This is a genomic window from Arthrobacter sp. fls2-241-R2A-172, assembly GCF_030208885.1.
GTDB lineage: Bacteria > Actinomycetota > Actinomycetes > Actinomycetales > Micrococcaceae > Arthrobacter.
The window spans coordinates 37,771-61,635 of the sequence record NZ_JARVTB010000001.1 but is presented as its reverse complement, the minus strand read 5'-3'; the positions used below and the strand labels follow the sequence as shown (position 1 = coordinate 61,635).

Genomic DNA, 23,865 nt, shown 5'->3' with positions numbered 1-23,865 from the left:
TTTTCTTGGGACCGGCAAAACCCCCGCGTGCTACTTTACGCGAGTCACCCAAAAGCCTTGCAGTCAGCCGGCGGGCTGCGCTTCGGTCTGCGCACGGATGCTCCAGGTCGACCAGTCCAGTGGATGCACGGAAGGACGCCCCAGCAGGTATCCCTGGGCTGCGGTGACGTTCAACGCGGTGACTTCTTCAAGTTCGGCCGTGGTTTCGATGCCTTCCGCGATGACGCTGGCTCCGAGGTCCCTTGCGAGCTCCACAATGGCCCGTGCGCGCATCTTCTGCCCTGCGCTGCCTTCGATGCCTTCGATGAGGTGCCGGTCGAGTTTGATGATGTCCGGGCGCAGTTGCTCAACCCTGTCCAAGGAAACCAGGGCAGCACCCGAAGCGCTGACCGCCAGCCGGAGTCCCAAGGCCCGGAGGGGACCCAGTCCGTTGGCACCGGAGTGCCCGCCGGCGTCCTCCAGGCTGCCGGTCAGTTCAACGATGATGCGCTCGGGCGCCAGGGCAGCTGCGGCCAGCAGGTTACGCACCCGCGGGTCGATCGACGTGGCCGGGGTGAGGTTCAGCGCCACGGACATGTCCTCCGGGACCTCGTGCGCAGCGGTCAGGGCGCAGTGCAGCGCGGCGATCTCCAGTTCGGTACCCAGTCCTGCTGCCGCTGCCTCGCTGAACCAAACGTCAGCGCCGGCACCGTCCTCGCCAACGAAGCGGGTCAGAGCTTCTACGCCCACCACTTCGCCTGTTGGCAGGGCATGGACGGGTTGGAATGCCGTCAGCAGGAGCTTGTCCGCGAGGACCGCCTGGATGCTCTCGCGGATCTCGTGGCTGACGGGGACGGAAACGGTCCGTGCAATGTCCGAGGATTCCATGTGCAGGCTGGCCGGCTCACGTTGGACAGGGACCTTGGTGCCCGAGGCCGGTGTTTTCCTTGTCTCCAACAGGTGTTCCAGGAGGGCGCCTGCGGGGTTGTCGGGATGGGCGTCCACCAACTCGCGGAGCCTGTTCCGGACCTCTGCGCTGCCGGGATCAGTGTCGGCCAGGATGGAAGCGATAATGTCCAGCACCTGCTCGCGCATGGTCGCACCGCTGCTTTGCGGCGCGGCCCCAGAGCTTTCATGGCGCGAGCTATCGGCACCGCGGTCCGGTGGGCTGGAGCCCTCTTCTTGAGCCATCGAAATATTCCTTTATGTGAATCCCCCGCTGGCTATGCCAGACACCTGCCGGACCCGCAACATGTGGGCCTTGTCACGAATCTAACAGAACGAACCGTGGGACGTTGCTACAGGCCCTACTGGCATTAACCAGGCAAGAATTCGCCGGGTTCAATCTCCTTGGCCATCTCGTCCAGGAACCGCATCACAGTCTCCCGTTCGGCGGGGGTGAGCCGTGCTGCGGCGAGGAAGCGTTTGGCTTGCTGGCGGCCCACGGTGCGCATGGCGGCGTCGTGCGTTTCGGGTGTGATTCCAATGGCGAGCGCCCTGCGGTCGGAGGGGTGCGCGCGGCGGGTGATGTGGCCTGCACGTTCCAGCCGGTCGAGCAGCTTGGTGGTTGACGCCGTCGAAATGTGGAGGTGCGCCGCTATTGCGCCGGGGGTGGCAATAACGCCATGGTTGGCACAGACAATCAGGTAGTGCAGGGCGCGCATGTCCGACTGGTTAAGCCCCATGTAGATCCGGGAAGCGTCGGAGAGCCGCTCCTCAGCCTCGCGCAACCGCCCCAGGGCGGCCATGAGCTCGTTGATCTGCTGGATATCGGAGTCGGAGAGGCCGGAGCGGTCCACGAGTTCCTGGTGGGGATCGTTGGATTCCACGCTGTAAATGCCCGAGGAAACCGAGGCGTCGATTTCTTCAGGTTTGGACATGTTGAGTATGTTACACCCAACTTCTTACATGGTAGCCTTTCTTCTAGCTTATCTAGCAATGTTGTTCGTTGAGTTGTTCCGAGGGAAGGCGAGAAGTGAACGCGACAGAGATGGTCGTCCTCCTTGACGATGCCGGCAACCCCATCGGAGAGGCCCCCAAAGCCTCAGTGCACACCCAGGACACTCCCCTGCACCTGGCGTTCTCCTGCTACTTGCTTAACGAGGCAGGCGAAGTCCTCCTCACCCGGCGCTCGCCCGAGAAGAAGACCTGGCCAAGCGTGTGGACCAACAGTTTCTGCGGCCACCCGGGACCGGGCGAAGACTTCGAGGAGGCCATCATGCGGCGCGCACGCTTCGAACTCGGCGTGGAAGCCAACCGGATCGAACCCGCCCTCCCCCACTTCCGCTATCGGGCGGTCGACCCTACAGGGATCGTGGAAAACGAGATCTGCCCCGTGTACACCGCCCGGATCAGCGGCACCCTCCAACCCAATCCCGCCGAAGTGGCCGACTGGGCCTGGATATCGCCCGACTTGCTCAGCGAAGCCCTGGAACACACGCCCGCGGCCTTCAGCCCTTGGCTCGGCATGCAGTTCCCGCAGCTTCTCGAGGCCCGGACCCTCCCTCTTGCAGCAGGTGCCGGGGCATGACCATCACCTCAGGAACCGTGCGCAGCCGAACAGATCTCTGCACCGCCATCGAGAATGAGCTTTCCGGCCTGATCGGCAAGCGGACCAGTGCCGCCACAGCCTACGGCCCGGACTTCGCCCACCTTTGGACGCTGGCAGGTGCGAACGTCCTGGGCGGCAAGTTCGTCAGGCCGCTCCTCCTCATGGAAACCTATGACGCCCTCCAACAAGGGAACCCGCGGCAGCGCGAAACCGCCATCAGCATCGCTGCCGCCATCGAACTCCTCCACTACGCGTTCCTGTTGCACGACGACGTGATCGACGGCGACCTGGTCCGGCGCGGGCATCCCAACCTGATCGGATCCCTCCTGGCCGAAGCGGGAGAGCTTCCCAGGCCCGATGGCGCCCTCCACTGGGCCCAGACCGGTGGCATCCTCATGGGCGACATGCTGCTCTCAGCCACCCACCAGGCCTTCGCCCGCGCCGAGCTGCAGCACGAACTGCGCCTTCGCCTGCTGGATCTGCTGGAACACACCATCAACGAGACCGTGGCAGGCGAGCAGCTTGATGTGGGCCTGGGAGATGGCATCGTGGCCCCGGAGCTTGAAACCATCCTGGTGATGTGCGGCTACAAGACGGCCACCTACACCTTCGAGCTGCCGTTGCGTGCCGCCGCGGCGCTTGCCGGGGCGGACTTCGGCGTGGAAACTGCGCTCGCCACGGCAGGCAAGCACCTGGGATTGGCTTTCCAGCTGCAGGACGACCTCCTGTCCACTTTCGGGGATCCGCGCCGCCACGGCAAGGATCCTTTTTCGGATCTGCGGGAAGGCAAGCAAACGGCCATCATCGCCCACGCCCGCAGCACCAGCAGCTGGGCGGACATCGAACCCTTCTTCGGGCTCCCCGAGCTCAGTGGCGCGGACGCCCACCATGTCCGCAGGCAGCTGACCGACTGCGGAGCTGAGCAATTCGTCCAATCCCTGATAAGCGAGCAAATGCGGTCCTTCAACCACCTGCTGAGCAGTCCCGAATCCCAGGTTCCGCCGGGCGCCCGCGACGTTCTGTTGGATCTTGCAGGCCAACTGGAAGGACGGCAATCATGAGCGTCGCCATGGACACTTCCTTTACCCAGTTCACACGGACCGCCGAACGCGCCGCGAACCAGGTCATCGCCGCCTACTCCACTTCCTTTGGCCTTGCCTGCAGGTTGCTGGGCTCCCGGCACCGCCAACATGTCCGCAATATTTATGCCCTGGTGCGGGTCGCCGATGAGCTGGTGGACGGGGTTACCGCGGAGGCGGGACTCAGTTACCAGGAGCAGAATGACGCGCTGGACCATTTCATCGATGAAACCCACCGCGCCATCAAGATCGGGTACAGCAGCGACCTCATCATCCACGCGTTCGCCCAAACAGCACGCGCGGCCGGGATTGACGCGACCCTTATCAACCCCTTCTTCGACTCCATGCGCACGGACCTCGGCGGCCACGCCGCCGCCCCTGCTGTGCCGCTGCGGTTCGACGCCGACGCCCACCAGGGTTACGTCCACGGTTCCGCTGAGGTTGTGGGGTTGATGTGCCTGCAGGTGTTCATGCGCGGGCAGGACATCGACGACGACGGCCGCTCAGCCCTGTGCCATGGCGCCAGCCAGTTGGGGGCTGCGTTCCAGAACATCAACTTCCTCCGCGACCTGGCCGACGACACCGAACGTCTTGGCCGCAGCTATCTGGGTACTGCCGAGCATCTCGAGGACCGTGACCGGATGGAATGGGTCCGGACCATCCGCGGCCAACTCTCCGACGCCAACGCGGCCATTCCCCTTTTGCCACGGGACGCCCGGGCCGCTGTCCGCAGCGCACTGGCCCTGTTTGCGGCCCTGACTGACAGGATCGAGCACACAACAGTGGACGAGCTGTACCGTTCACGGGTGCGTGTGCCGGACACCGTCAAAGCCGGGCTCGCTGCCCGTGCGATCGCCTCAACCTGGATGGAGCTTCGCCGATGACCCGCACGGTAGTTATCGGCGGCGGCATCGCTGGGCTTGCCACCGCCGCACTTCTCGCCCACGAGGGACACGAGGTCCAGCTCCTTGAGCAGCAAGATCACGTAGGTGGCCGGGCAGGCAGCCTGGAACGGGACGGATTCCGCTTCGACACCGGCCCCTCCTGGTACCTCATGCCCGGCGTGTTCGATCATTTCTTCAAGCTCCTGGGCACCAGCGCCGCCGAACAGCTCGACCTGCGGACGCTCAGCCCCGCGTACCGCGTCTTCAGCGAACCAGGCCACGACGGCGTAACGCCGGAACCGCTCACGGTCCCCTTGGGCAGCGAACAGGTTCTGGACACCTTCGAAAGGGTGGAGCCCGGAAGTGCCAAGGAGTTGTCGGCCTACCTTGACTCGGCGCGGCACACCACGGACATGGCCGAACGCTTTTTCCTGTACAACCCCTTCACCAAGCTCTCAGAGTTGCTGCACCCGGAGGTCGTCCGGAACCTTCCCCGGCTGGCGCAGCTCCTCCTGACGCCGTTGGACAAGTACGTTTCCCAACGGTTCCAGCACCCGGTGTTGCGGCAGGTGCTGGGCTATCCTGCCGTGTTCCTCGGCACCAGCCCTTCGGCCGCTCCCGCCATGTACCACTTGATGAGCGCCCTGGACCTTGGCGACGGAGTGCAATACCCCATGGGCGGGTTCCGGGAGCTGGTGGAGCGCCTCGAAGCCTTGGCCACCGAGGCCGGGGTCCGGATCCATACGGGTGCCGAAGCACTCAAGATCACTACGCGGGAAGCAACCCGGACCAAGAAGGTGGGCCGCTTCGACGGAGTGAAGCTCCCGGCCCCCTTTACCGGCAAGGACAGCCGGGAAGTGACCGGCGTGAAATGGCGCGACGCGTCAGGAGCCGAGCACTACAGCGTTGCCGACCAGGTTGTCTCCGGTGCCGATCTGCACCACACCGAAACCCAACTCCTTGGCGTCCGGGACCGAAGCTACGACAGCAAGTATTGGCAAAGCCGCACCAGCGGGCCGGGCGCCGTCCTGGTGATGCTGGGTGTCAAAGGCACGTTGCCGCAGATGCCGCACCACTCCTTGTTCTTCACCCGGGATTGGGAGGCAAACTTCGCCTCGATCTTCGGTGCGGACACCCGCATTCCGGATCCGGCGTCGATCTACGTCTGCAAACCCAGCGCCACCGATCCCGGAGTGGCCCCGCAAGGCCATGAGAACCTGTTTGTCCTGGTTCCCGTCCCCGCCGATCCCACGCTCGGGGCAGGGGGGCCGGACGGCACGGGCGATGCGCTGATAGAACGGGCCGCGGACGCAGCGATTGACCAGATCGCCCAGTGGGCCGGCGTCCCCGACCTCCGTGAACGTATCGTGGTACGCCAGACCATCGGTCCGGCCGACTTCGCCCGGGACTACAACTCCTGGCGCGGCGGCATGCTCGGACCGGCCCACACGCTTCGCCAGAGCGCCATGTTCCGGGCCCAGAATGCCTCCAAGCGGGTCCGCGGCCTCTACTACGCAGGGGCCACCACTGCTCCGGGCGTAGGTGTCCCCATGTGCCTCATCAGTGCCGAGCTGGTGCTGAAGCGGATCCGCGGAGACCATAGCCCGGGCCCTACCGCTGTGAGGCCAGTAGCTAGCAGGATTGGCTGATGGGTGTCCTCTATTTAGGCTCGTTACTGTTTGGCATCGGGTGCATGCTCCTGCTCGACCACCGTTTCCGGCTGTTCTTTTGGCGGGACGCCACAGCGGCGGCCGTAGTGACCGCCGTCGGGGTTTTGTTCCTGCTCGCCTGGGACCTGGCCGGCATCGGGCTGGGGATTTTCCTGCGCGGTGAAGGCACCATAGCCACTGGCCTGCTGATCGCTCCGGAGTTGCCCATAGAGGAGCCGGTGTTCCTCCTCTTCCTGGTGCTCTGCACGATGGTCCTGTACACAGGCGCCGGGCGCATTCTGGGACGGATCCCCGCCCGGCAGGGCGAGAGGGAGAAGGAGAACGCGTGACCTACTTAGTGCTCGCGCTCCTCTTCATCGCCGCCGCCGTCATCGCCGGAGCAGCGTTCGCACGGGCAGCCTTCGCACGGGCAGCGTTCGCCGGGAAGGGTGGCGGGCCCGGCGAGCGAGGACGGCATTGGAAAGCCGTGGGCCTCGCTTTCGCTGCGCTGGCCGTGCTGACGGCAGTATTCGACTCCGTCATGATCGGCCTGGAACTCTTCCACTACGATCCCGCGCACATTTTGGGGCTCAGGGTGGGCCTCGCCCCGATTGAGGACTTCGCCTACCCGTTGGCCGGCGTCGTGGCACTCCCCGGCTTGTGGGTGTGGCTGACGCGTCGTCGCAGCCGCGCCCCACAACCCAACCTCAAAGGCCTCGTCCCACAAGCGCTGCTCGCCTCCCGACCGGTCAGCTGGATCAACACCGCCTACCCTTTCGCAGCCGCCATGCTCCTGACAACCCGCGAGATCGACTGGGTCCTGATCGTGGGCACCTTCTACTTCCTGATCCCCTACAACCTGGCCATGTACGGCATCAACGACGTCTTCGACTACGAATCGGACCTCAAAAACCCGCGAAAAGGCGGGATAGAAGGCGCGCTCCTGCAGCCCCACCTGCACCGGCCCATGCTGTGGCTGGCGGCGATCACCAACGTGCCATTCCTGCTGATCCTGGCCTTCGCCGGAGGGCCTGCAGCGTGGATCAGCCTGGCGGTGAGCGCCTTCGCCGTCGTGGCCTATTCCGTGGCCGGACTCCGCTTCAAAGAACGCCCTGTCTTGGACTCACTGACCTCCAGCACGCACTTCGTCAGTCCCGCCGTCGTGGGTTTGGCGCTGGCCGGCGCAAACGTGACGCCCGGGCTGCTGATCCTGCTGGCCGCGTTCTTCCTATGGGGCATGGCCGCCCACGCGTTCGGCGCCGTCCAGGACATCGAGCCCGACCGGCAGGCAGGCATCGGCTCCATAGCAACAGTCATCGGTGCGCGCCGAACGGTGCGGCTCGCCGTCGTACTGTGGCTTGTTGCCGGGCTCGCTATGCTGGCCACGCCGTGGCCCGGCCCGCTGGCGGCGATCATCGCCGTCCCGTACATCATCAACTGCGCCCCGTACTGGAACGTCACGGATACGACGGCGGCACGCACCAACGTTGCGTGGCGCCGGTTCATCTGGCTCAACTACGGTTCAGGATTCCTGGTGACGCTCATCTTCATTCTGCAGTGGAGCCTCACCTCATGAGTGGGGCGGTTCCTCTTCATCGATGGCGTCCAGCGCTTCGCGCATGTGCTGCAAAAAGTTCACCACGATCTGCGACTCTTCCGGGCTCAATGCGCATGCCGCGTCGAGCATACGACGATGCATTCCGCCCAAGGTATGCCGGACTTCCTGGTCTGAACCGGTGGTTGCCTTCAAAATCAATGCCCGACGGTCGGTGGGGTGCGGCTCACGGCGGATATGGCCGGACTCCACCAGACGGTCGATCAGCGTGGTCATGGAAGCGGACGTTATGCCGAGTTTGTCGCCAAGGTCCTTGGGCTTCATCAACTTGCCTGCAGCCTCGGCTTCGAACAAATACCGGAGGGCCAGCAGGTCCTTCTCACCCATCCCCATGGACGAACGGGTCCGTCGCCGCATCGCTTGTTCGGAGGCACGGTAGTCCCGCAGCGCGTTCAGGACGTCAACGGCAATGGCCTTCTGCCCCGGGTCTTTCCCGTACCAGTAGCCGTGTGCGTGGCCTTCCGAGTCCATCCGATGTTCCTTTGATAAACGTAAAGCTTGTTTCACTAGCATTTTGATACTAAGTCACCCGACCCGCGAATGCAGGACTCCGCACATTTCCCAAGGAAAGAGGCTCGAAACATGGCATCTCGAAGCTCAGACCTGGCCCGGCAGACGACCGTTACCGCGAGCCTGGTGATATGCATTGTGGGGTCAATGATCGGCGTTGGAGTTTTTGGCGGGACCCCCATCGCGCAGGCCGCCGGCGGTGCCTTGGCCGCCGACTCCACTCTCCTCGCTCCAGCGACACCGGCCTTCTCCATCTGGTCCGTGGTGTACGCCGGGCTGGTTGCTTTCACCGTGTGGCAGTGGCTGCCCTCCCAACGTTCAACTGAGCGGCAGCGATCGCTTGGTTGGATCGTCGCCGCCTCCATGGTCCTGAACGCTGCGTGGATCCTGTCCGTTCAGGCCGGTTGGCTCCTGGTCAGCGTTCTGGTGATCCTGGCCCTTCTGGCCACCCTGGTACTGGCGTTCCTGCGCTACAGCCAAAGCCGTGCCGGCTCATGGGTTGAGTCTGTGGTGGTGGATGGAACGCTGGGGCTCTACCTGGGCTGGACCAGCGTGGCCGTCTGCGCCAACATCGCCGCGGCCCTCAAGGCCTCAGGCTTTGCGGGCTGGGGGCTGCGACCCGAGATCTGGTCCGTCACGGTGCTGGCCGTGGTGGCCGTCGTCGGAATCGCGTTGGCCATCAAGGGACGCGGACGCCTCGCCCTGGCGGCAGCCATCGCATGGGGCCTCGCTTGGATCACGGTCGGCCGCAGCTCCAACGCACCCGAGTCCTTCCCGACGGCGATTGCCGCAGCCGTTGCTGCTGCCCTGGTGCTCGGTGCTGCGATCACGGTGCGGGTCCGGCTGGTGACTATCCCGCGATGAGCTCCTTCACCGGGCCTTCGTGCAGGGCCAGGTAGATGTCATCCCGGACCTTGTTGGCCTGGGGGTCCGTCATGGTTCCGCTAGTGGACGCATCACCACACGAACCAAGGCGTTCGACTGGCCGGCCAGAATGCGGAGGCGCTGCCGGGCAGCCGGAGGAAGGGACTCGCCCGGCGTGAGGGCGAGCAGCTCCACGCTTTCCAAGTCCTCAGCGCGGTCGCCCAGTGCCATCCGCACCTTGTCGCCGAGCAATTCAGCATCCATATCTGCTGCAACCACAAGCGAGAGGTCCCGGCTGATGGGTGGCATCTGGGACACCGGCTTCCAAGGATCGAGGTTGGTCATCTGTTGCTGGATCCGGGCGTCCGAGGACCGCAGCAACCTGATGTCGGGGATTCCCTTGCGAAGCATCAATGCGCGATCCAGCCCCATCCCCAACGCCAAGCCCGACCACTTCCCGGGGTCCAGTCCGGCGTCCACCAGCAGGTGCGGAGCCACGAGCCCACACTCCGCGAGCTCCAGCCACTCGCCATCCATGAGGACATCGATCTGCAAGCCCTCCTGCGTATAGGGGTGTGCTGAAGGCACCGCCCGCCACTCAGCACCAGGCAATACGGCAGCCACCAGGACGCCGATCATTTCCTGCAAATGACCTGCGTCGAGCGATATCCGTGAGCTGATCCGCCACAAGTCCACCTGATGGGGCGTCCCCACGTGCGTCCGGTCGATGGAATCACGTCGGTAGACCAGGCCCGGGAGAGCCCACAGTTCGTCCATTGACTCCCCAGGGACCACGTTCCGCAACAGTGACGGGATGGAAGCCGAGGTGTGGCTGCGCAGCATGACTGTAGGACTGACGTAGCGGGAGTACTTTTGGTCGCGGGTGACGTCCATTTCGCTGAAACCCAGGCGGTCGTAGTTGTCAGCGACACTCACCAGAGGACTGTGCCGGACCGTCCGTTCGGGCACTCCCCACAGTGCATGGAGGGCGTCCATCACGTCGCGAAGGAGTGTTTGCATTGCGTGGGGACCGTGGTCCGGGTTGGACAGGTCACGGACTGTCAGAGCGTCGTGAAGCTCGTCGGGGCTGGGATAAGAGGGCATGGCTGGTCCTTAAGGGTTGGAATGAGTGGGTTTCCTCCCCCGACTCACTCCGTGCCAGGACCTAGGCGCGCGCCAAACAGCCCTCGCGACCGGAGGCCGGTCGGGGGCAGGTAAATCGACGCAGGGAGAGCATGGGCCGACTATACCCCTGGATACAGGAGACGCAAAGGCGCCGTACACCCGCGCGGGTGTACGGCGCCTTTGCGCTTTGGGTCGAGACTATTAATCACGACGGCGGTTTACTCGCGAATCGATTGACATGACATAACTCACATTCTGTAAGCTGAATTCCAAGTCACGCAGACGGCTTACCTTGCTCTACACAGGGAGGTCCCCATGGCCCCCAATCCGCTGAAGGCCGAGATCCTCATGGCCCACGGTGTCCCTCCTTCCGCGGCCAGCGTTGCTCGACGAAGAGCAGCCGCGAACCATGGCACGCATGGCGCGGCCAACAAACCCGACGCCCTGCTTGGAGCGATAGCCGTCCGGCAGCTGTTCCACCGCTGGCCTTTGGTGCCATCACGGGAATTGGAACGGATCCGCCACGTCCTCTTGCACTGCGATCAGCTGGGCTCCCCGGACACCCACCATCTGTCAGAGCCGGCCCAAGCGCTGCTGGAGCTGATCAACTGCGAGTTGGAACGGCGTCGTTTACTGGCAAAATCCGGGCAGGAAAGCGCCAGCAGCAACTGACTACGGGAGAGCCGCAACCACATCGATCTCCACCAGGAAGTCGCCCAGGAACGATCCCACGGTGGTTCGTGCGGGGTACGGGGCTACAACATATTTTTCGTAGATGCTGTTGAAGCCGTCGAAGTCACGCCCGGGGTGGTGCAGGTGGACGGTGGCTTTGACCACGTGAGAGAAATCCAGTCCGTGCGCGCCCAGGACTTCACCGAGGTTGGTCATGGCCTGGATGGTCTGTTCCTCAATGGTGATGCCAACCCGTTCATCGGTCACGGGATCGTGGGGCGTCTGGCCTGCGGTGAAGAGGAACCCGTTGGCCACGATGGCCTGGGAATAGGGACCGGCCGGGCTGGGGGCGAGGCTGGTGACGACTTGATGGCGGGACATGTAATGCCTTTCGTTGCGATGGAAATTGCTAAAGGACCTTGGAGAGGAAAGCTTTTGTGCGCTCCTGCTGCGGGTTGTCCAGGACGTCCTCCGGAGGGCCGCTTTCGACCACCACGCCGCCGTCCATGAACACCACCTGGTCAGCGACCTGCCGGGCAAAGCCGAGCTCGTGCGTCACCACCACCATGGTCATCCCCGCTTCTGCGAGGGATTTCATGACGTCCAGGACTTCACCCACCAATTCGGGGTCCAACGCCGACGTGGGCTCATCGAACAGCATCAGCTTGGGCTTCATGGCCAGCGCCCGTGCAATCGCGATGCGCTGCTGCTGCCCGCCCGAGAGCTCCTGGGGGTAGGAGTGTCCGCGGTTGCCCAGGCCCACCCGGTCCAGGAGTGCCTGCGCTTCCACCACCAACTCACGCCGGGGCCGGCCGAGCACATGCACGGGCGCCTCGATGATGTTCTCCAGCACTGTCATGTGCGGGAAAAGGTTGAAGCGTTGGAACACCATGCCTGCGTTGAGCCGCGAGCGTGCTGTTTGGCGTTCCTTCATTTCATAGAGCTTCCCGTTGCGTTCGGCATAGCCCACCAGGTGCTCGTCCACGTAAAGCCGGCCAGCGTCCACCTTCTCCAAGTGGTTGATGCAGCGCAGGAAGGTGGTTTTGCCGGAACCGGACGGGCCGATCAGGCAGGTCACGGAACCCTTCTCAACCCTGAGGTCGATGCCTTTGAGGATTTCGATAACGCCGAAGTTCTTCCGGACTCCCCGGGCTTCCACCATGGCAGTAGTCATCATGCTGTCCTTGTCTTGGGCTTGCGGATCCGTCGCGGCGCTGAGTCAAAACCGCGGCCGTACCGGCGTTCGAGTTTGTTTTGGAAGAAGCTCAGGACGGTGGTCATGAGCAGGTACCAGAGGCTGGCCACAATCAGCAGTGGAATGGTCTGGTAGTTGTTCGCATAGATGATCTGCGCCGAGTAGAGCAGATCCGAGATCGCGAGGACGCTCACCAGGGACGTGCCTTTCAGCATCGAAATGACCTGGTTGCCGGTGGGCGGCAAAACCACGCGCATCGCCTGGGGCAGGATCACCCGGTTCATGAGCTTGCCACCGCTCATTCCCAGGGCCCGGGCAGCGTCGTACTGGCCCTTGTCTACCGAACCGATGCCACCACGGATGATCTCGGCCATGTACGCGGCCTCGTTCAGCGACAAGCCCAGGAGCGCTGCACCCAACGGGGAGATCAACACATTCGCTGATCCCAGCACCACCGACGGCCCCCCAAAGGGCAGTCCGAACGCGATCACCGGGTAGAGCGCCGCAATGTTGTACCAAAAGATCAGCTGGACCAGGAGCGGCGTTCCCCGGAAGAACCAGATGTACGCGCGGCTGATGGTGCTGAGGATCGGGTTGTCTGAGAGCCTCATGATCGCCAGCAGTGTGCCCAGCGCGATGCCCACAGTCATGGAAACCACGGTCAAAACCAGCGTCAAACCCGCGCCGGCCAGGATCTGCGGTGCGAACAGGTAGGACACCACAACATCCCAGTGGTAGCGCTGGTTCACCGCCACGTCCCACGCGGCACTGAGTGCTACCAGGATGAGCACCACTGCAAGGACCAGCCGGACCGGGTGCTTCAGCGGTACCACGGGAATGGAATCACCGGACGCTGTGGCCGGCTCCCGGGTGCCGGGGACTGAGGGTTGCTTCTGCACAGCCGTCACCTCTCTACTCGAATGCATTACTGGGCGAAGTTGACGCGGGCATCGGTGATGGCGCTGGTCTCAAGACCGTACTTCGCGAGGACCTTGGTGTAGGACTCACTCTTGATCACAGCGTCCAGGGCAGCGGAGACCGACTTCACCAACCCGGACTGCTTGGGCACGCCCACACCAACCGGCGCGAACTCGTACGTCCGGGCCACCTCGATGCCGGGGTTTTGGGTAGCCGCGAAGTTCAGGATGGGCGAGTCAGCCAGCACGGTATCCAACCGACCACTTGTCAGCGCGGATATGGCTTGCCGGGTGTCCTGGAATTCACTCCTTTGGATGGTTTCCTTGCCGGCGGCTGTGCAGGCCTCGTCATAGGAAGGCACGTTCACCGTCAGCTGGTACGAACCCGTCAGGAGCCCCACCTTCTTGCCGCAGAGCGCGTTCTCGTCCTTGATGCCGCCGGGGTTTCCCTTGGGGACGGCAATGGCGTTGCCGATCTGCATGTAGTCCACGAAGTCCAGCACTTCCATGCGCTTTTGCGTGGGTGTCATTGAGGAGACGGTCATGTCGTAGCGGTTGGCTGCGAGGCCGGGAATGATGGAGTCGAAGTTGGCCACCTGGATGTCCACTTTGACACCCAATGCCTCACCGATGAGACGGGCCACGTCCGGGTTGGTTCCGGTCATTTCCTGCGTGCCTTCGCGGTAGAACTGCGTAGGAGGTTCGTTGGTGGGGATGGCCACGCGCAGCACCTTGGAAGCCTTGATGGATTCGGGCAGAAGGTCGACGGCGGCCTGGTTGACTGCCAGCGCGGGGACGCCGGTTCCCGCTGCGGCAGCGTCGCCGGACGGGTTCGACGCCGATGCGTTCCCAGTTGGGCTGCACGCCGTCACCGCCAACATCAGCGCAGCAGTGGCGACGACGGCCGATAAGACGGGTTTCGCGCGGAGGACCGCTGTTGGATTGTTCATGTCGGATTCCTCATTTCTGCAAGGCCAAAGGGGCCTCGGGGATACGGGTTGGTTGGTTGCGGACGAATGCTTCGTTGCGGTGCCGGATCAGGTCCCGGCCTTCCGCCCGCAGTTCTTCGATGGTTGAGACTCCGAGGAGCATCATGGTGCGGGTCATTTCGGCTGTGAACATTTTCAGCACGTGCTCCACGCCGGCTTGGCCGGCGGCAGCAAGGCCGTACAGGTAGGGGCGTCCGATGGAGCAGGCGTCCGCGCCGAGGGCCAGCGCCTTGACCACGTCGGAACCCCGGCGGATGCCGCCGTCGACGATGATTTCCATCCGACCGGCGGTCTTCGCAACGATCTCAGGCAAGACATCAAGGGGTGCCGCCATATGGTCCAGCTGCCGTCCGCCGTGGTTGCTGACCTGGAGCGCATCGATACCCATGGAAGCTGCCAGCGCGGCGTCGTTCACGTTCACCACGCCCTTCAGCACGATCGGACCGTTCCAGCGTTCCCGCAGGTCCCGGATGTCGTCCCAGTCGGTAGGTTCGTAGGAACCGGCCAGCAGCGTCCGCCACATATCGGGCGAGCTGGCCAGCGGACCATCGGGAATTTGGGCATCGAGGTTGGGGAAAGCGATCGCGTCGTTGGCCAGGAATCCCAGGGCCCATGCGGGGTGCAACATCCCCTCAACCACCGTCTTTGGCTTGATGGACGGTGGGGCGGTGAAGCCGTTGCGGTAATCGCGCTCGCGGTGCCCGATGGCCCTGCAGTCGACGTTGACCAGGAGGGCTTCGTAACCAGCCTTGGACACCCGGTCCAGAACAGCCTGCAGGAGCCCTTTGTCCGAGGTCGGTTCCAGGTTGAACCAGCGGCGAAGTCCCGGCGCCGCAGCGCTGACCGCTTCCATGGTGGTGGTGCTCAGGTGCGCCAGTCCGTAGGGGATACCGGCGGCGAGCGCTGCGCGGGCGACGGCGGACTCACCCTCGGGGTGGAACAGCCGGGTTCCGCCCGTCGGCGAGAGCGTCACCGGCATCGCCGACGGGCCGCCAAGGATGGTGGTTCTGAGGTCCAGGTTGTCCACTGATCCCCATTTGGGAAGGAATGACCAGTCATCGAAGGAGGACCGGTTCCGGCGCAGCGAGACCTCATCCTCACCGCCGCCTTCGATGTATTCGAAAATGCTCTTGGGGAGCCTTTTGGCTGCCAGCTTCCGCATGTCCTCAACGCTGTAGCACTTCCGGGAGAGCCGCTCAGCGGTGGATCGGGCTGGTCCCTGCACCGAGGCAAGCGCCCTGATGTCCTTGATTTTCATGGTGTGTCCTCTGTGTTCCTGACGGGCTCACCTGCCCGGCGTCACTCCCAATAGTGACGCAGATCTCCTTCGCTCCATATGTAAAATCCTCCACAAGATCGCTTATACGCCTGTGATAACGTCCAACCATGGATACCGTGGCGCAGTCAGGGATACAGCAATCGGCCGTCCGCCTTTCGGACTGCATCCAGTTGATGCAGGCCGACCTGGTGCACGCCAACCCCACTCCCGAGAACCTGGGCCACCTGGTATCGGACGTCCTCATGTACGACCCCCTGGATACCTGGTCCAGCGTGGACAACCGGATCATCCTCGCGGTCGGGTGCACATACGGTTCACCGGACTTCGACCAGCTCCTCCACCGGGCAGCGAACAGCAACGCCGCAGCGGTGATCGTCAAAGCCCATGGCGCCCAGATGGAACAACTGCGTTCCGCGGCGGTTCGGCATACCCTCTCGGTCCTCGTGGCCCCGGATGACGCGGACTGGACGCAACTGGTTGCCCTGGCACGGGCATCGGTTGTGGGCGCTGCCGCGGACTCGGTGTCAGGTGTGCGGCTGGGGGACCTTTACGCGTTTGCCAACGCCGCAGCGTCCATCACCAACGGCGCAGCCAGCATTGTGGACCCACTGGGCCGCATCCTTGGCTATTCCACCCTTCCGGGCCAGCCCATCGACGAACTCCGGCGCATCACAACCCTGACCCTGCAGGAAACGATCCAGCCGGCATTCGACCAGGACTTCAAGGCGGTTTACGCTGCGCCGGGCGCTGTGCTGGTCCCGGCGCCCGACGACGGAATGGCCCGCCTCGCCTTGGCCGTACGGGCAGGCGGAGAACTGCTCGGGTCCATCTGGATCATCGATCCCGGCGAAGAAAAGCGCGCCACGGCATTGAACGCGCTGGATCGGATGGCGCCCCTGGCAGGGCTGCACATGCTCCATGCCCGCTCGGCCTCAGACTTCGGGGAGCGACGAAATGCAGACCTCATCCGCACGCTCATGGATGACACTCCCCACGCCTCCTTCGCCGCCGCGCAGCTGGGCCTCGATACCGCCAACGGGCTGGCCGTGGCAGCCTTCTCGATTGTCCGCCCGGAGACGGGAAGCCTGGAGTCCGTCCGGGAAATCCACCGGCTTCTGCACTTGGTGACCACCGTGTGCAACGTCCAGTTCGGCTCCGGCCACAGCGCCCTGATCGGCTCAGTGGTCTACGCACTCCTGCCCGGCAATGGCCCGTCCCCGCGGGCCCTGCATGCCCGGATCATCCAGGAGATCGAGGCCTATTCGCACACCATCAGTTCGTTCCCGGTCATTGCGACAGTGGGTGGAATCGCAGCGACCATCGACGAGCTGCCGCGGTCCCGGTCCGAAGCCATGCGCACGCTGCACCATCTTTTGAACCTGCAGGCACGCCAGGGCAAGTCCCCGGGCAACAACAAAGTGCCGGGCGTTGCGCTCTTCGAGGACTTCCAGGTTCCGCTGAACCTGCTGAGGATTGGGGAGTTCATCGAGGACAACGGCCTTGCCGGAGCTGACGAGATTTCCCGGATCCAGGCCAGGGACGCCGAGCAGCAAACGGAATACCTGGAGACCCTCCGGGCTTACTTGGCCTTCAACGGCAACATTTCCACCATGGCCGCCCAACTGCATGTCCACAACAACACCGTCCGGTACCGCGTGGCCCGCCTGGCCGAGGACTTCAACCTTGACCTGGCGGACCCGCAGAAACGGCTGTGGTTGTGGCTGCGGGTAACCACCATGGAACTGGCCGCTAAGTAGCCCCGCCCAAACGCGCCCTAACGGATGATGGGAAGTCCCGCCGTCGGGAAGACGCTGGGGAAGATCGACGGCGGCGGCACGGGAACGCTGTCCAGCGGCGCCGTGACCGTTTCCGTCCCGACGGTGACGTCGTAGTCGCGCACCGTGATGCGCAACGGTTCGTCGCTGTAATCCGGCCCGGATTCGAGGGCCAACACGATGGAGCCCTGTGCGAGTTCCACGGACAGGAGTCGGCCTTGCACCTTGAGCTTGAAGGACAGGTTTTCCCATTCGCCAGGCAGGCGCGGGTCGAAGCGCAGCACGTCGCCTTGGTCGCGCATACCCGCGAAACCGCAGACCAGGGAGCTCCAAATACCGCCGGTGGAGGCGATGTGGACGCCGTCGATCGTGTTGCCGTGCGAGTTGTCCAGGTCGATAAACAGGGCGTCGGTGAAGTGTTGCAGCGCAACATCGCCGTAGCCGACTTCGGCCGCCATGATGCCCTGCACGCACGCGGAGAGGGTGGAGTCGCCGGTGGTGATGGGGTCGTAGAAGTCGAACGCCCGCTGCTTCTGTTCGGCTGTGAAGTCCTGCCATTGGAGGAACATGGCCAGCACCGTATCGGCTTGCTTGAGGACCTGGTGCCGGTAGATCACCAAGGGGTGGAAGTTCAGCAGCAAAGGGTATTTGGACTTGGGGGTGTTCCAGTCCCACGGTTCCAGCGTCATGAAGTCGTTGTCCTGACTGAAAACTTCAAGGTGGGGATCGTACGGGAGTGACATGCGCTCGGCTGCCTGCCGCCACACCATCCGCTCGGTATCGGCGATCCCCTCGTGCTCCAGCGCTGCGGCAGCCCGCAGGTTGAAGCGCGCCATGACGTTGGTGTACAGGTTGTCGTTGACCACGGCTGTGTACTCGTCGGGGCCCGTCACGCCGTGGATGTGGAACATGCCGTCCTTGCCGAAGAAGCCCAGCGACGCCCACATCCGGGCTGTTTCAATGAGCAGGTCCGCCCCCAGTTCTGCCCGGAACGAGTCATCCCCGCTGGCCCACTGGTAGCGGTTTGCGGCGAAAGCGATGGCGGCAGCAATGTGGAACTGGGCCGTCCCTGCGGCGTAGTAGGCGCTGGCTTCCAGGCCGTTGATGGTCCGCCACGGGAACAGTGCTCCGTCAACGCTGAGCTCCTTTGCCCGGACACGGGCATCCGGCAGCATGGCGTGGCGGGATTCCAGCACTTTTCGGGCACCGCACGGGTTGGTGTACGTCAGGTACGGCAGGAGGTAGATCTCCTGGTCCCAGAAATAGTGGCCCTCATAACCGGATCCGCTGACGCCCTTGGCGGGGATGCCGGCCACCCCGGCGCGGGCAGTGGCTTGCGCCAGCTGGAAGAGTCCCCACCGGACGGCCTGCTGCATCTCGGGCTGGCCGCCGATCGAGATATCCGCCGTGGTCCAGTACTGCTCGTAGTGGGCTTTGCTCTGGGCAAGGATTTCGGAGAACGACACAAGGTTGGCTTCGGCATCGGCGGCCAGGCTCTCGCCACGGTCCTCGGCGTCGCTGGAACCGGCCACCAGGTAACTGACCGCCTTCTCCACACGGAAAGCCTCGCCGGCGTGAATCGCCAAAACGTAACGGACGGACGATTCGTCTTCCGCCACCAGCGTTTCAAACGGCTGGCCTTCGGCGGAGATCCAGTGATCCACGGCCATGGCAACGCGCTGGCGCGATTCGGAAGTCTCCCATGCCATGCGGAGCGATCCGTCGGCACCTTGGAGGTGCAGCGGCAGGAGTACGCGCCCGGCGTGGCGGCCGGATCGGCGCGGGTCGTGGACCGAGTGGTCCTCCACAGGCTGGTCCTGGCGGTTGACGACGCCGGAGATAATGTCCGCGGAAACGTCGCGGTCAGCCGAAACGGACAGCTCCAGGCCAAGGCATCCGCGGTTGTCGAACCCCACTGCGCGGCGCTCAACCGTGGTGACAGTCGCGCCGGACCGGCAGGCATACGTGGTGCTTTCCTCGTAGACGCCGGTGGAAAAGTCCACGGAGCGGTAGTAGTCCAACACTGTGGACTCGGCCAGGCTCAGCGCCTCGCCGTCGATGGAAACAGTGAAGTTGTTGGCGTCCGGCACGTAGACGATCCGTTGGCCGGTACGCGCAAAACCGTAGGCATTCTCGGCGTGCTTGATGTCCCAGATCTCGTGGAAACCGTTGATGAACGTACCAGGGAGCTCACTGTCGCCCGCGGTCGAATGTGAGCCGCGGATGCCCAGGTGGCCGTTGCCGAGCGCGAACAGTGTCTCCAGGGTCCCCTCGTCGCCGGGGACGTGGATGTTTTCCACGAGCTTCCAGGGCTCGCAGGGGAAGCGCAGCCGATCGGAGCTGATGAGTGCCATGGGCTAAAGAGGTCCTTCGAAAAAGTAGGGTCAGAGAAGATCGTTGAGGTCGTCGACCACCAGCGTGGCCCCGGCGTCCAGCAGGGTTTGGCGGCCCGCTCCGCGGTCCACGCCGATCACGGCGTAAAAGTCGGCCCCCGCGCCGGCCTGCACGCCGGAAACGGCGTCCTCCACCACGATGCATTCCTCAACCGGCACGCCCAGCAGGCCTGCCGCGTAAACGTAGGTTGCCGGGTCCGGCTTACCGGGAAGTCCGACGCCGGCAGCCACCTGGCCGTCCACCACCACCTCGAAGTGGTGGTCGAGGCCGGCGGCCTTGAGCACGGCGGGTGCGTTGCGGGATGAAGACACGACGGCGACCTTCAGTCCCAGCTCCACCGCGGCGTTGATGAACTTGACTGATCCCGGGTAGGGCTCGACGCCACGGGAGTTCACGATCTCGTTGAAGATGGCGTTCTTCCTGTTGCCCAGGCCCTGCACGGTTTGGTTGTCCGGGTGGTCGTGGACAGGACCTTCAGGCAGGGTGATGCCGCGCGAGGCCAGGAAATCCCGGACTCCATCGAATCGCGGCTTGCCATCGATGTGATCGAAGTAATCGCTTTCCTGGTAGCCCTGGGAATGGCCCGTCCGAGCGAGGTAGTCGTCGAACAGTTCCTGCCACGCATGCTCGTGCACCACGGCAGTTGGCGTCAGCACGCCGTCGAGGTCGAACAGCAGCGCCGAGGCGCCGCTCCAGGCATTACGAAGATCAGTCATGTGCGTCATTCCGTTTCAGCGCTTGTAGCGCGTGGTTTTGCGTTCGATGAGCTGGGTATGGGGCCAGTTCCGGCCACGTACTGGGAGACAGACGGGCCCGTCGTCGCGGAGCGTAGCCAACGCCCCGGAGCCGCTTGGTCGTTACGGGCGAACACTGCCGTGGGCGGGGCGCCGCAGGTGTTGGGTTGCCTGCCAGGCCACGTGTTCGCCATCGATACCTCCATTGTCCCACGGAACATTTCGCAAGCCCACGTCGGCCAACAGCCCAAAGTGTAAGCGCTTACAATTTTGTCATTCAAGAGAGTACAGCCGAACTCGAAATTGTGACGCGACTCTCACCGGCGTCTTGATTTTGGACCTTGGATGGTTTCTAATCCGGCGAACTACCGCAACACGTAGTACTTAAGGAACGCGCTGACATCCACCAGTTCCTGCGGCTCAATCCGGTGCCCCATCCCCGGATAGGTCCGCGCTGTCAGCGCGACGTTCGCCTCCAGCCAATCCTCGGTGTGCGCGATCGCGTCCTCGTTGATGACCGGATCGGCTTTGTCCCTGCCCCAAAAGAACGGGGGCGGACTGTCGAAGGACTCGCTGAGGGCAAGGAGGTCGTTGTCCAGCACGAATCCGGACAGGCCCACCGTGGCCGTAAACTCCTGGGGACGCAACCGCAGGAGCGTGCTGGCCATCGCCATGCCCTGGGAGTAGCCCAGCAGGCTGACGCTGCTGTGGTTCCCTTTGACGGAGTTGATCCAGTCGAACACCCGGTTGGTGGAGGCAATGACATCCGCAAAGTCGTTGGTGAGGAAGTAGTCCAGCAGGAACCAACCGTAGTCGTCGCCAATGACTTTAGGCCCGCGCAGCGCAGCGCAGCTGAAGTCGGCAGGCAAATGCGGGAACAGCTTCTCCATGCGCTGCTCGCTTGTCCCATAACCGTGCAACATCACCAGCAACGGGGTGCCTGCTCGCTCGTTTTCAGGCTTCGACCAAACCACTGATTCCATGGAACTGAGACTAGTAGACTTGCCGCATGACTCCGCAGGAACTGGCCAACCTGGCCCATCTGCGGCGAGCGCGCGACTTCATTGACCGTGAGTACGCCCGCCCGCTGGACGTTCCCACCATGGCCGCCGGCGCGCTCATGTCCCCGGCGCACTTCTCCCGGCAATTCAAGGCTGCGTACGGTGAATCGCCCTACAACTACCTCATGACCAGGCGGATCGAGCGGGCCATGGCATTGCTTCGGTCAGGAACCAGCGTCACGGATGCCTGCATGGAGGTTGGCTGTACATCGTTGGGTTCGTTCAGCTCACGCTTCACCGAGATCGTGGGCATAACTCCCAGCGAGTACCGCTCCCGCGAACACCACGCCGTGAAAGCCATGCCCACGTGCATCGCCAAGCAACACACCCGCCCCGACCGCAAGGGTGGCAACAACCTGAGCAGGATCGAAGAAGCGCCCGCCACGTAGCTGAAATAGCGTGGGCGTTATGAACATTTCACTGAAGTACGCACACGTCACTGTCAACGATGTCGATGAATCCCTGGCCTTCTACCGTGATGGCCTGGGCTTGCAGGTCCGTAACGATGTCGGCTCGGACGGCCAACGCTGGGTCACGCTCGGCAGCGATGCCCAGCCGGATCTTGAACTGGTCCTGTCCCCACCGCATGCCGGCCGCTCCCAGGCAGACGGCGACGCCATCCAGGAACTCCTCACCAAGGGCGTCATGCCCATGCTCGTGTTCAGCACCGACGACCTCGACGAAACTTTCGAAAAGCTCCGCGCCACCGGTGCCGAGGTCCTGCAGGAGCCGATCGTCCAGCCATGGGGTCCGCGCGACTGCGCTTTCCGCGACCCTTCGGGCAACATGATCCGCATCAACCAGGGCTAAGGCCCCTGGAGTACGACGGCGGGAGGCTACCTTGGGCACCCACGGTGACCATTCGCCGTCGTACTTCTCCTGCTGTGTACCGCGTCCTGTCAGCGGCCAAGCAGGTACTTGGCGTCCGACAAATCGCCGTCCTGATGAGTGGAGGCGATGGCCGCGGAAACGACGTCGGACAAGCGGTGCCGACGACGGTAGGCCTCGCGCTGCAACCGTTCGCCCGTTCCCCGGCGAAGGATGTTTGCCACCCCCGCGCGTGCAGCGGTCAGGTCCCCGGCCTCCACCAGGGCCCGGCGGACGTGCCGTAGGAGGGCAGCCACGACGTCGGCCACGGGATAGGGCGTCTGTTCCAGCGGGTGCAGCAACTGCTGGTCAACGCCGAAGCGGCTGGCTTTCCAGTTGGCCATTCGCAGGACCGGGGTGGAAACGCCCGACGGCGGGACCCCCTCGCGCCACTCGCCCACCGAGGTCTCCACCAGGGCCCGCGCGATCAGCGCAATGGTCAACGCATCCTCGGCGTAAAGGCAAACATCGGCAACCCGGAACTCAACGGTGGGATGCCCCCTGGAAAGACGCGCATCAAAATAGATCATGCCCTCATCAAGGGGTACACCCGTGGCGAGGAGGCTTGAGGCCATGGCATGGTAGCCCTCGGCGGATCCGAAGACATCCATGGGACCAGCCGTAGGCCAACGGTTCCAGATCTGGGTTCGATAGCTGGCGAACCCGGTGTCGGCGCCCATCCAGAACGGCGAGTTGGCGCTCAGCGCCAGAAGCACGGGAAGCCAGTGCCGCGTCCGGTCCAGGACGGCTACGCCCTCCTCCGGCGACTCGATGGAAACATGGACATGGAAACCGCAGGTCAGCTGTTCGCGCGAAATGAGGCCGAACTCATTGCCCATGGCCGCGTACCGCTGGTTGCCGCCGGTGGGCGTCGCATGGAAGACCGGCGGCGTTGCCAGTGCTGCCACCCTGGCCCCGACAGCCCTCGCGGCCTTATCCGCGAGGGCTCGCCCCGCGCGGATTTCGGCCCGGAGTTCGTACGCTGTCCGGCAAGGGAGCGAATTGACTTCAATCTGTTCCTGCTTGAACTCCGACTTCAAGGATGGTGCGTCGTCGCCGGCCTCCTCAGCCGGAGTGCCTGCCACATCCAGGATCCCGGCGGCCAAAGCCAAAGGCGTCCCATCCGAAGGGTCGGCAATCAGCAACTCTTCCTCGACACCAAAGGTGCGCATGGCCACCCCTCCCCACGACGAGTTATTCAGGAACGGCGGTCAGCCGACGTGCCGCGGAACCTCCATTTGGAATCCGCAACGGCAGTGGAGCACCTGGGTCTGCAGGTACACCTCAAGAAGGTTGGGGGTCCCGGGACCGTCCGTGGTCCGGGGTGCCTCAATCACGCGCTCCGTGGGGCGTCCCAACGTCATGGGCTCGCCACAGTGGGTGCAGCTGAACCAGAGCCCAGCAGCGGACGTTGACAGGAACTCCCTTTGGATCTCCGGCACCAGCGCGTCCAGGCGGACGGTGTGGGCGTAGAAGGTATCGCACTCGCTGCATGTGTAGCTGACGTCCACCAACTGGGACTGGTTGGGGGCAGACTCTACGACCGTTTCGACGAAAACGTACGAATCCGTGTCGCAGACAGTGCACCATGGGCGTGCGTCGGTATCAGCGACTGCGGGCACCGGCCCCGAGAGGGGTTTCGGGGCGGGAATCGGGGATCCAAGCGTCATTGCCATTCTCCTTTTGCTCCTTCAAGGAGCCTGCATGCATGCACGCGGAGGGCCGG

General features: G+C 63.9%; 25 protein-coding genes. 11 read left to right on the top strand and 14 right to left on the bottom strand.

Annotation, left to right across the window (positions count from 1 at the left end; genetic code table 11):
- Positions 1-63: 63 nt before the first annotated feature.
- On the bottom strand, positions 64-1,170 hold the full coding sequence (locus QRM57_RS00310) for an EAL domain-containing protein (RefSeq protein ID WP_284985121.1): 1,107 nt from the start codon (positions 1,168-1,170) through the stop codon (positions 64-66).
- A 125-nt stretch (positions 1,171-1,295) separates the two neighbouring features.
- A complete protein-coding gene (locus tag QRM57_RS00305) occupies positions 1,296-1,859 on the bottom strand; it encodes a MarR family winged helix-turn-helix transcriptional regulator (RefSeq protein WP_257370197.1) in 564 nt (187 codons plus the stop codon).
- Positions 1,860-1,954: 95 nt separating this feature from the next.
- Between QRM57_RS00305 and idi the strand changes: the two genes are divergently transcribed.
- From idi to QRM57_RS00275, 6 genes are read left to right on the top strand one after another with little or no spacing between them, the layout of a single operon-like run.
- A complete protein-coding gene (idi, locus tag QRM57_RS00300; protein ID WP_235520223.1) occupies positions 1,955-2,509 on the top strand; it encodes an isopentenyl-diphosphate Delta-isomerase in 555 nt (184 codons plus the stop codon).
- Positions 2,506-3,591, top strand: a complete 1,086-nt coding sequence (locus QRM57_RS00295; RefSeq protein ID WP_257370199.1) for a polyprenyl synthetase family protein — start codon at positions 2,506-2,508, stop codon at positions 3,589-3,591. Before idi ends, QRM57_RS00295 begins: the two co-directional genes overlap by 4 nt.
- The gene (locus tag QRM57_RS00290) at positions 3,588-4,493 is read left to right on the top strand and encodes a phytoene/squalene synthase family protein (protein ID WP_284985120.1); all 906 of its coding nucleotides are present in this window, start codon (positions 3,588-3,590) and stop codon (positions 4,491-4,493) included. Before QRM57_RS00295 ends, QRM57_RS00290 begins: the two co-directional genes overlap by 4 nt.
- A complete protein-coding gene (crtI, locus tag QRM57_RS00285; RefSeq protein WP_284985119.1) occupies positions 4,490-6,142 on the top strand; it encodes a phytoene desaturase family protein in 1,653 nt (550 codons plus the stop codon). The genes QRM57_RS00290 and crtI overlap by 4 nt, the downstream gene beginning before the upstream one ends.
- A complete protein-coding gene (locus QRM57_RS00280; protein ID WP_284985118.1) occupies positions 6,142-6,492 on the top strand; it encodes a lycopene cyclase domain-containing protein in 351 nt (116 codons plus the stop codon). The genes crtI and QRM57_RS00280 overlap by 1 nt, the downstream gene beginning before the upstream one ends.
- Complete coding sequence (locus QRM57_RS00275) at positions 6,489-7,718, top strand: prenyltransferase (RefSeq protein WP_284985117.1); 1,230 nt, start codon at positions 6,489-6,491, stop codon at positions 7,716-7,718. Before QRM57_RS00280 ends, QRM57_RS00275 begins: the two co-directional genes overlap by 4 nt.
- On the opposite strand, the gene QRM57_RS00270 is transcribed toward QRM57_RS00275, so the two are convergent.
- The gene (locus QRM57_RS00270) at positions 7,713-8,228 is read right to left on the bottom strand and encodes a MarR family winged helix-turn-helix transcriptional regulator (protein ID WP_257370204.1); all 516 of its coding nucleotides are present in this window, start codon (positions 8,226-8,228) and stop codon (positions 7,713-7,715) included. The genes QRM57_RS00275 and QRM57_RS00270 overlap by 6 nt on opposite strands.
- Before the next feature lie 111 nt (positions 8,229-8,339).
- Between QRM57_RS00270 and QRM57_RS00265 the strand changes: the two genes are divergently transcribed.
- The gene (locus QRM57_RS00265) at positions 8,340-9,131 is read left to right on the top strand and encodes a TspO-related membrane protein (RefSeq protein WP_284985116.1); all 792 of its coding nucleotides are present in this window, start codon (positions 8,340-8,342) and stop codon (positions 9,129-9,131) included.
- 69 nt (positions 9,132-9,200) lie between these two features.
- Here the strand turns inward: QRM57_RS00265 and srmL are convergent, their stop codons facing one another.
- Positions 9,201-10,235: a PheS-related mystery ligase SrmL gene (gene srmL / locus QRM57_RS00260; protein ID WP_284985115.1), complete on the bottom strand. Its 1,035-nt coding sequence runs from the start codon at positions 10,233-10,235 to the stop codon at positions 9,201-9,203.
- A 336-nt stretch (positions 10,236-10,571) separates the two neighbouring features.
- Here srmL and QRM57_RS00255 point away from each other — a divergent pair, with 336 nt between their 5' ends.
- Positions 10,572-10,928: a hypothetical protein gene (locus QRM57_RS00255; protein ID WP_257370207.1), complete on the top strand. Its 357-nt coding sequence runs from the start codon at positions 10,572-10,574 to the stop codon at positions 10,926-10,928.
- Here the strand turns inward: QRM57_RS00255 and QRM57_RS00250 are convergent, their stop codons facing one another.
- The 5 genes from QRM57_RS00250 to QRM57_RS00230 are packed head-to-tail and all read right to left on the bottom strand — an operon-like array spanning position 10,929 to position 15,287.
- Positions 10,929-11,309 carry a RidA family protein gene (locus QRM57_RS00250; protein WP_284985114.1) on the bottom strand — a complete coding sequence of 127 codons (381 nt, stop codon included), beginning with the start codon at positions 11,307-11,309 and terminating at the stop codon, positions 10,929-10,931.
- A gap of 28 nt (positions 11,310-11,337) precedes the next feature.
- Positions 11,338-12,102, bottom strand: coding sequence for an amino acid ABC transporter ATP-binding protein (locus QRM57_RS00245; RefSeq protein WP_284985517.1), 765 nt, complete (start codon positions 12,100-12,102; stop codon positions 11,338-11,340).
- On the bottom strand, positions 12,102-13,022 hold the full coding sequence (locus tag QRM57_RS00240; RefSeq protein WP_284985113.1) for an amino acid ABC transporter permease: 921 nt from the start codon (positions 13,020-13,022) through the stop codon (positions 12,102-12,104). Before QRM57_RS00240 ends, QRM57_RS00245 begins: the two co-directional genes overlap by 1 nt.
- A gap of 26 nt (positions 13,023-13,048) precedes the next feature.
- Positions 13,049-13,990 (bottom strand): ABC transporter substrate-binding protein, encoded by a 942-nt coding sequence (locus tag QRM57_RS00235; protein ID WP_257370210.1) that lies wholly within the window; start codon positions 13,988-13,990, stop codon positions 13,049-13,051.
- Between the two features lie 10 nt (positions 13,991-14,000).
- A complete protein-coding gene (locus tag QRM57_RS00230) occupies positions 14,001-15,287 on the bottom strand; it encodes an alpha-hydroxy acid oxidase (RefSeq protein ID WP_284985112.1) in 1,287 nt (428 codons plus the stop codon).
- Positions 15,288-15,415: 128 nt separating this feature from the next.
- Between QRM57_RS00230 and QRM57_RS00225 the strand changes: the two genes are divergently transcribed.
- Entirely contained in the window at positions 15,416-17,065 is a 1,650-nt protein-coding gene (locus QRM57_RS00225; protein WP_284985111.1) for a PucR family transcriptional regulator, read from the top strand.
- 17 nt (positions 17,066-17,082) lie between these two features.
- On the opposite strand, the gene QRM57_RS00220 is transcribed toward QRM57_RS00225, so the two are convergent.
- The 3 genes from QRM57_RS00220 to QRM57_RS00210 all read right to left on the bottom strand — a co-directional run bounded on the left by QRM57_RS00220 (position 17,083) and on the right by QRM57_RS00210 (position 21,194).
- Positions 17,083-19,437 carry a glycoside hydrolase family 65 protein gene (locus tag QRM57_RS00220; protein ID WP_284985110.1) on the bottom strand — a complete coding sequence of 785 codons (2,355 nt, stop codon included), beginning with the start codon at positions 19,435-19,437 and terminating at the stop codon, positions 17,083-17,085.
- Between the two features lie 30 nt (positions 19,438-19,467).
- Positions 19,468-20,193: an HAD family hydrolase gene (locus tag QRM57_RS00215; RefSeq protein ID WP_416403582.1), complete on the bottom strand. Its 726-nt coding sequence runs from the start codon at positions 20,191-20,193 to the stop codon at positions 19,468-19,470.
- A 383-nt stretch (positions 20,194-20,576) separates the two neighbouring features.
- On the bottom strand, positions 20,577-21,194 hold the full coding sequence (locus QRM57_RS00210) for an alpha/beta hydrolase (protein WP_284985108.1): 618 nt from the start codon (positions 21,192-21,194) through the stop codon (positions 20,577-20,579).
- Between the two features lie 26 nt (positions 21,195-21,220).
- Here QRM57_RS00210 and QRM57_RS00205 point away from each other — a divergent pair, with 26 nt between their 5' ends.
- Both QRM57_RS00205 and QRM57_RS00200 read left to right on the top strand, forming a co-directional pair.
- Positions 21,221-21,661 carry a helix-turn-helix transcriptional regulator gene (locus QRM57_RS00205; RefSeq protein ID WP_235520240.1) on the top strand — a complete coding sequence of 147 codons (441 nt, stop codon included), beginning with the start codon at positions 21,221-21,223 and terminating at the stop codon, positions 21,659-21,661.
- Positions 21,662-21,680: 19 nt separating this feature from the next.
- Positions 21,681-22,082 (top strand): VOC family protein, encoded by a 402-nt coding sequence (locus QRM57_RS00200; protein WP_235520241.1) that lies wholly within the window; start codon positions 21,681-21,683, stop codon positions 22,080-22,082.
- A gap of 89 nt (positions 22,083-22,171) precedes the next feature.
- Here QRM57_RS00200 and QRM57_RS00195 read toward each other — a convergent pair whose 3' ends face one another.
- Both QRM57_RS00195 and QRM57_RS00190 read right to left on the bottom strand, forming a co-directional pair.
- Complete coding sequence (locus tag QRM57_RS00195; RefSeq protein ID WP_284985107.1) at positions 22,172-23,311, bottom strand: glutamate--cysteine ligase 2; 1,140 nt, start codon at positions 23,309-23,311, stop codon at positions 22,172-22,174.
- Positions 23,312-23,350: 39 nt separating this feature from the next.
- Positions 23,351-23,809 (bottom strand): hypothetical protein, encoded by a 459-nt coding sequence (locus tag QRM57_RS00190; RefSeq protein ID WP_235520243.1) that lies wholly within the window; start codon positions 23,807-23,809, stop codon positions 23,351-23,353.
- Positions 23,810-23,865: the final 56 nt, after the last annotated feature.

Coding starts and splice junctions, on each gene's coding strand:
- QRM57_RS00310 (WP_284985121.1), bottom strand. CDS start 1,170: ATGGCTCAAGAAGAGGGCTCCAGCCCACCGGACCGCGGTGCCGATAGC.
- QRM57_RS00305 (WP_257370197.1), bottom strand. CDS start 1,859: ATGTCCAAACCTGAAGAAATCGACGCCTCGGTTTCCTCGGGCATTTAC.
- QRM57_RS00295 (WP_257370199.1), top strand. CDS start 2,506: ATGACCATCACCTCAGGAACCGTGCGCAGCCGAACAGATCTCTGCACC.
- QRM57_RS00290 (WP_284985120.1), top strand. CDS start 3,588: ATGAGCGTCGCCATGGACACTTCCTTTACCCAGTTCACACGGACCGCC.
- crtI (WP_284985119.1), top strand. CDS start 4,490: ATGACCCGCACGGTAGTTATCGGCGGCGGCATCGCTGGGCTTGCCACC.
- QRM57_RS00280 (WP_284985118.1), top strand. CDS start 6,142: ATGGGTGTCCTCTATTTAGGCTCGTTACTGTTTGGCATCGGGTGCATG.
- QRM57_RS00270 (WP_257370204.1), bottom strand. CDS start 8,228: ATGGACTCGGAAGGCCACGCACACGGCTACTGGTACGGGAAAGACCCG.
- QRM57_RS00265 (WP_284985116.1), top strand. CDS start 8,340: ATGGCATCTCGAAGCTCAGACCTGGCCCGGCAGACGACCGTTACCGCG.
- srmL (WP_284985115.1), bottom strand. CDS start 10,235: ATGCCCTCTTATCCCAGCCCCGACGAGCTTCACGACGCTCTGACAGTC.
- QRM57_RS00255 (WP_257370207.1), top strand. CDS start 10,572: ATGGCCCCCAATCCGCTGAAGGCCGAGATCCTCATGGCCCACGGTGTC.
- QRM57_RS00250 (WP_284985114.1), bottom strand. CDS start 11,309: ATGTCCCGCCATCAAGTCGTCACCAGCCTCGCCCCCAGCCCGGCCGGT.
- QRM57_RS00245 (WP_284985517.1), bottom strand. CDS start 12,102: ATGACTACTGCCATGGTGGAAGCCCGGGGAGTCCGGAAGAACTTCGGC.
- QRM57_RS00235 (WP_257370210.1), bottom strand. CDS start 13,990: ATGAACAATCCAACAGCGGTCCTCCGCGCGAAACCCGTCTTATCGGCC.
- QRM57_RS00230 (WP_284985112.1), bottom strand. CDS start 15,287: ATGAAAATCAAGGACATCAGGGCGCTTGCCTCGGTGCAGGGACCAGCC.
- QRM57_RS00225 (WP_284985111.1), top strand. CDS start 15,416: ATGGATACCGTGGCGCAGTCAGGGATACAGCAATCGGCCGTCCGCCTT.
- QRM57_RS00220 (WP_284985110.1), bottom strand. CDS start 19,437: ATGGCACTCATCAGCTCCGATCGGCTGCGCTTCCCCTGCGAGCCCTGG.
- QRM57_RS00215 (WP_416403582.1), bottom strand. CDS start 20,193: ATGACTGATCTTCGTAATGCCTGGAGCGGCGCCTCGGCGCTGCTGTTC.
- QRM57_RS00210 (WP_284985108.1), bottom strand. CDS start 21,194: ATGGAATCAGTGGTTTGGTCGAAGCCTGAAAACGAGCGAGCAGGCACC.
- QRM57_RS00205 (WP_235520240.1), top strand. CDS start 21,221: ATGACTCCGCAGGAACTGGCCAACCTGGCCCATCTGCGGCGAGCGCGC.
- QRM57_RS00200 (WP_235520241.1), top strand. CDS start 21,681: ATGAACATTTCACTGAAGTACGCACACGTCACTGTCAACGATGTCGAT.
- QRM57_RS00195 (WP_284985107.1), bottom strand. CDS start 23,311: ATGCGCACCTTTGGTGTCGAGGAAGAGTTGCTGATTGCCGACCCTTCG.
- QRM57_RS00190 (WP_235520243.1), bottom strand. CDS start 23,809: ATGACGCTTGGATCCCCGATTCCCGCCCCGAAACCCCTCTCGGGGCCG.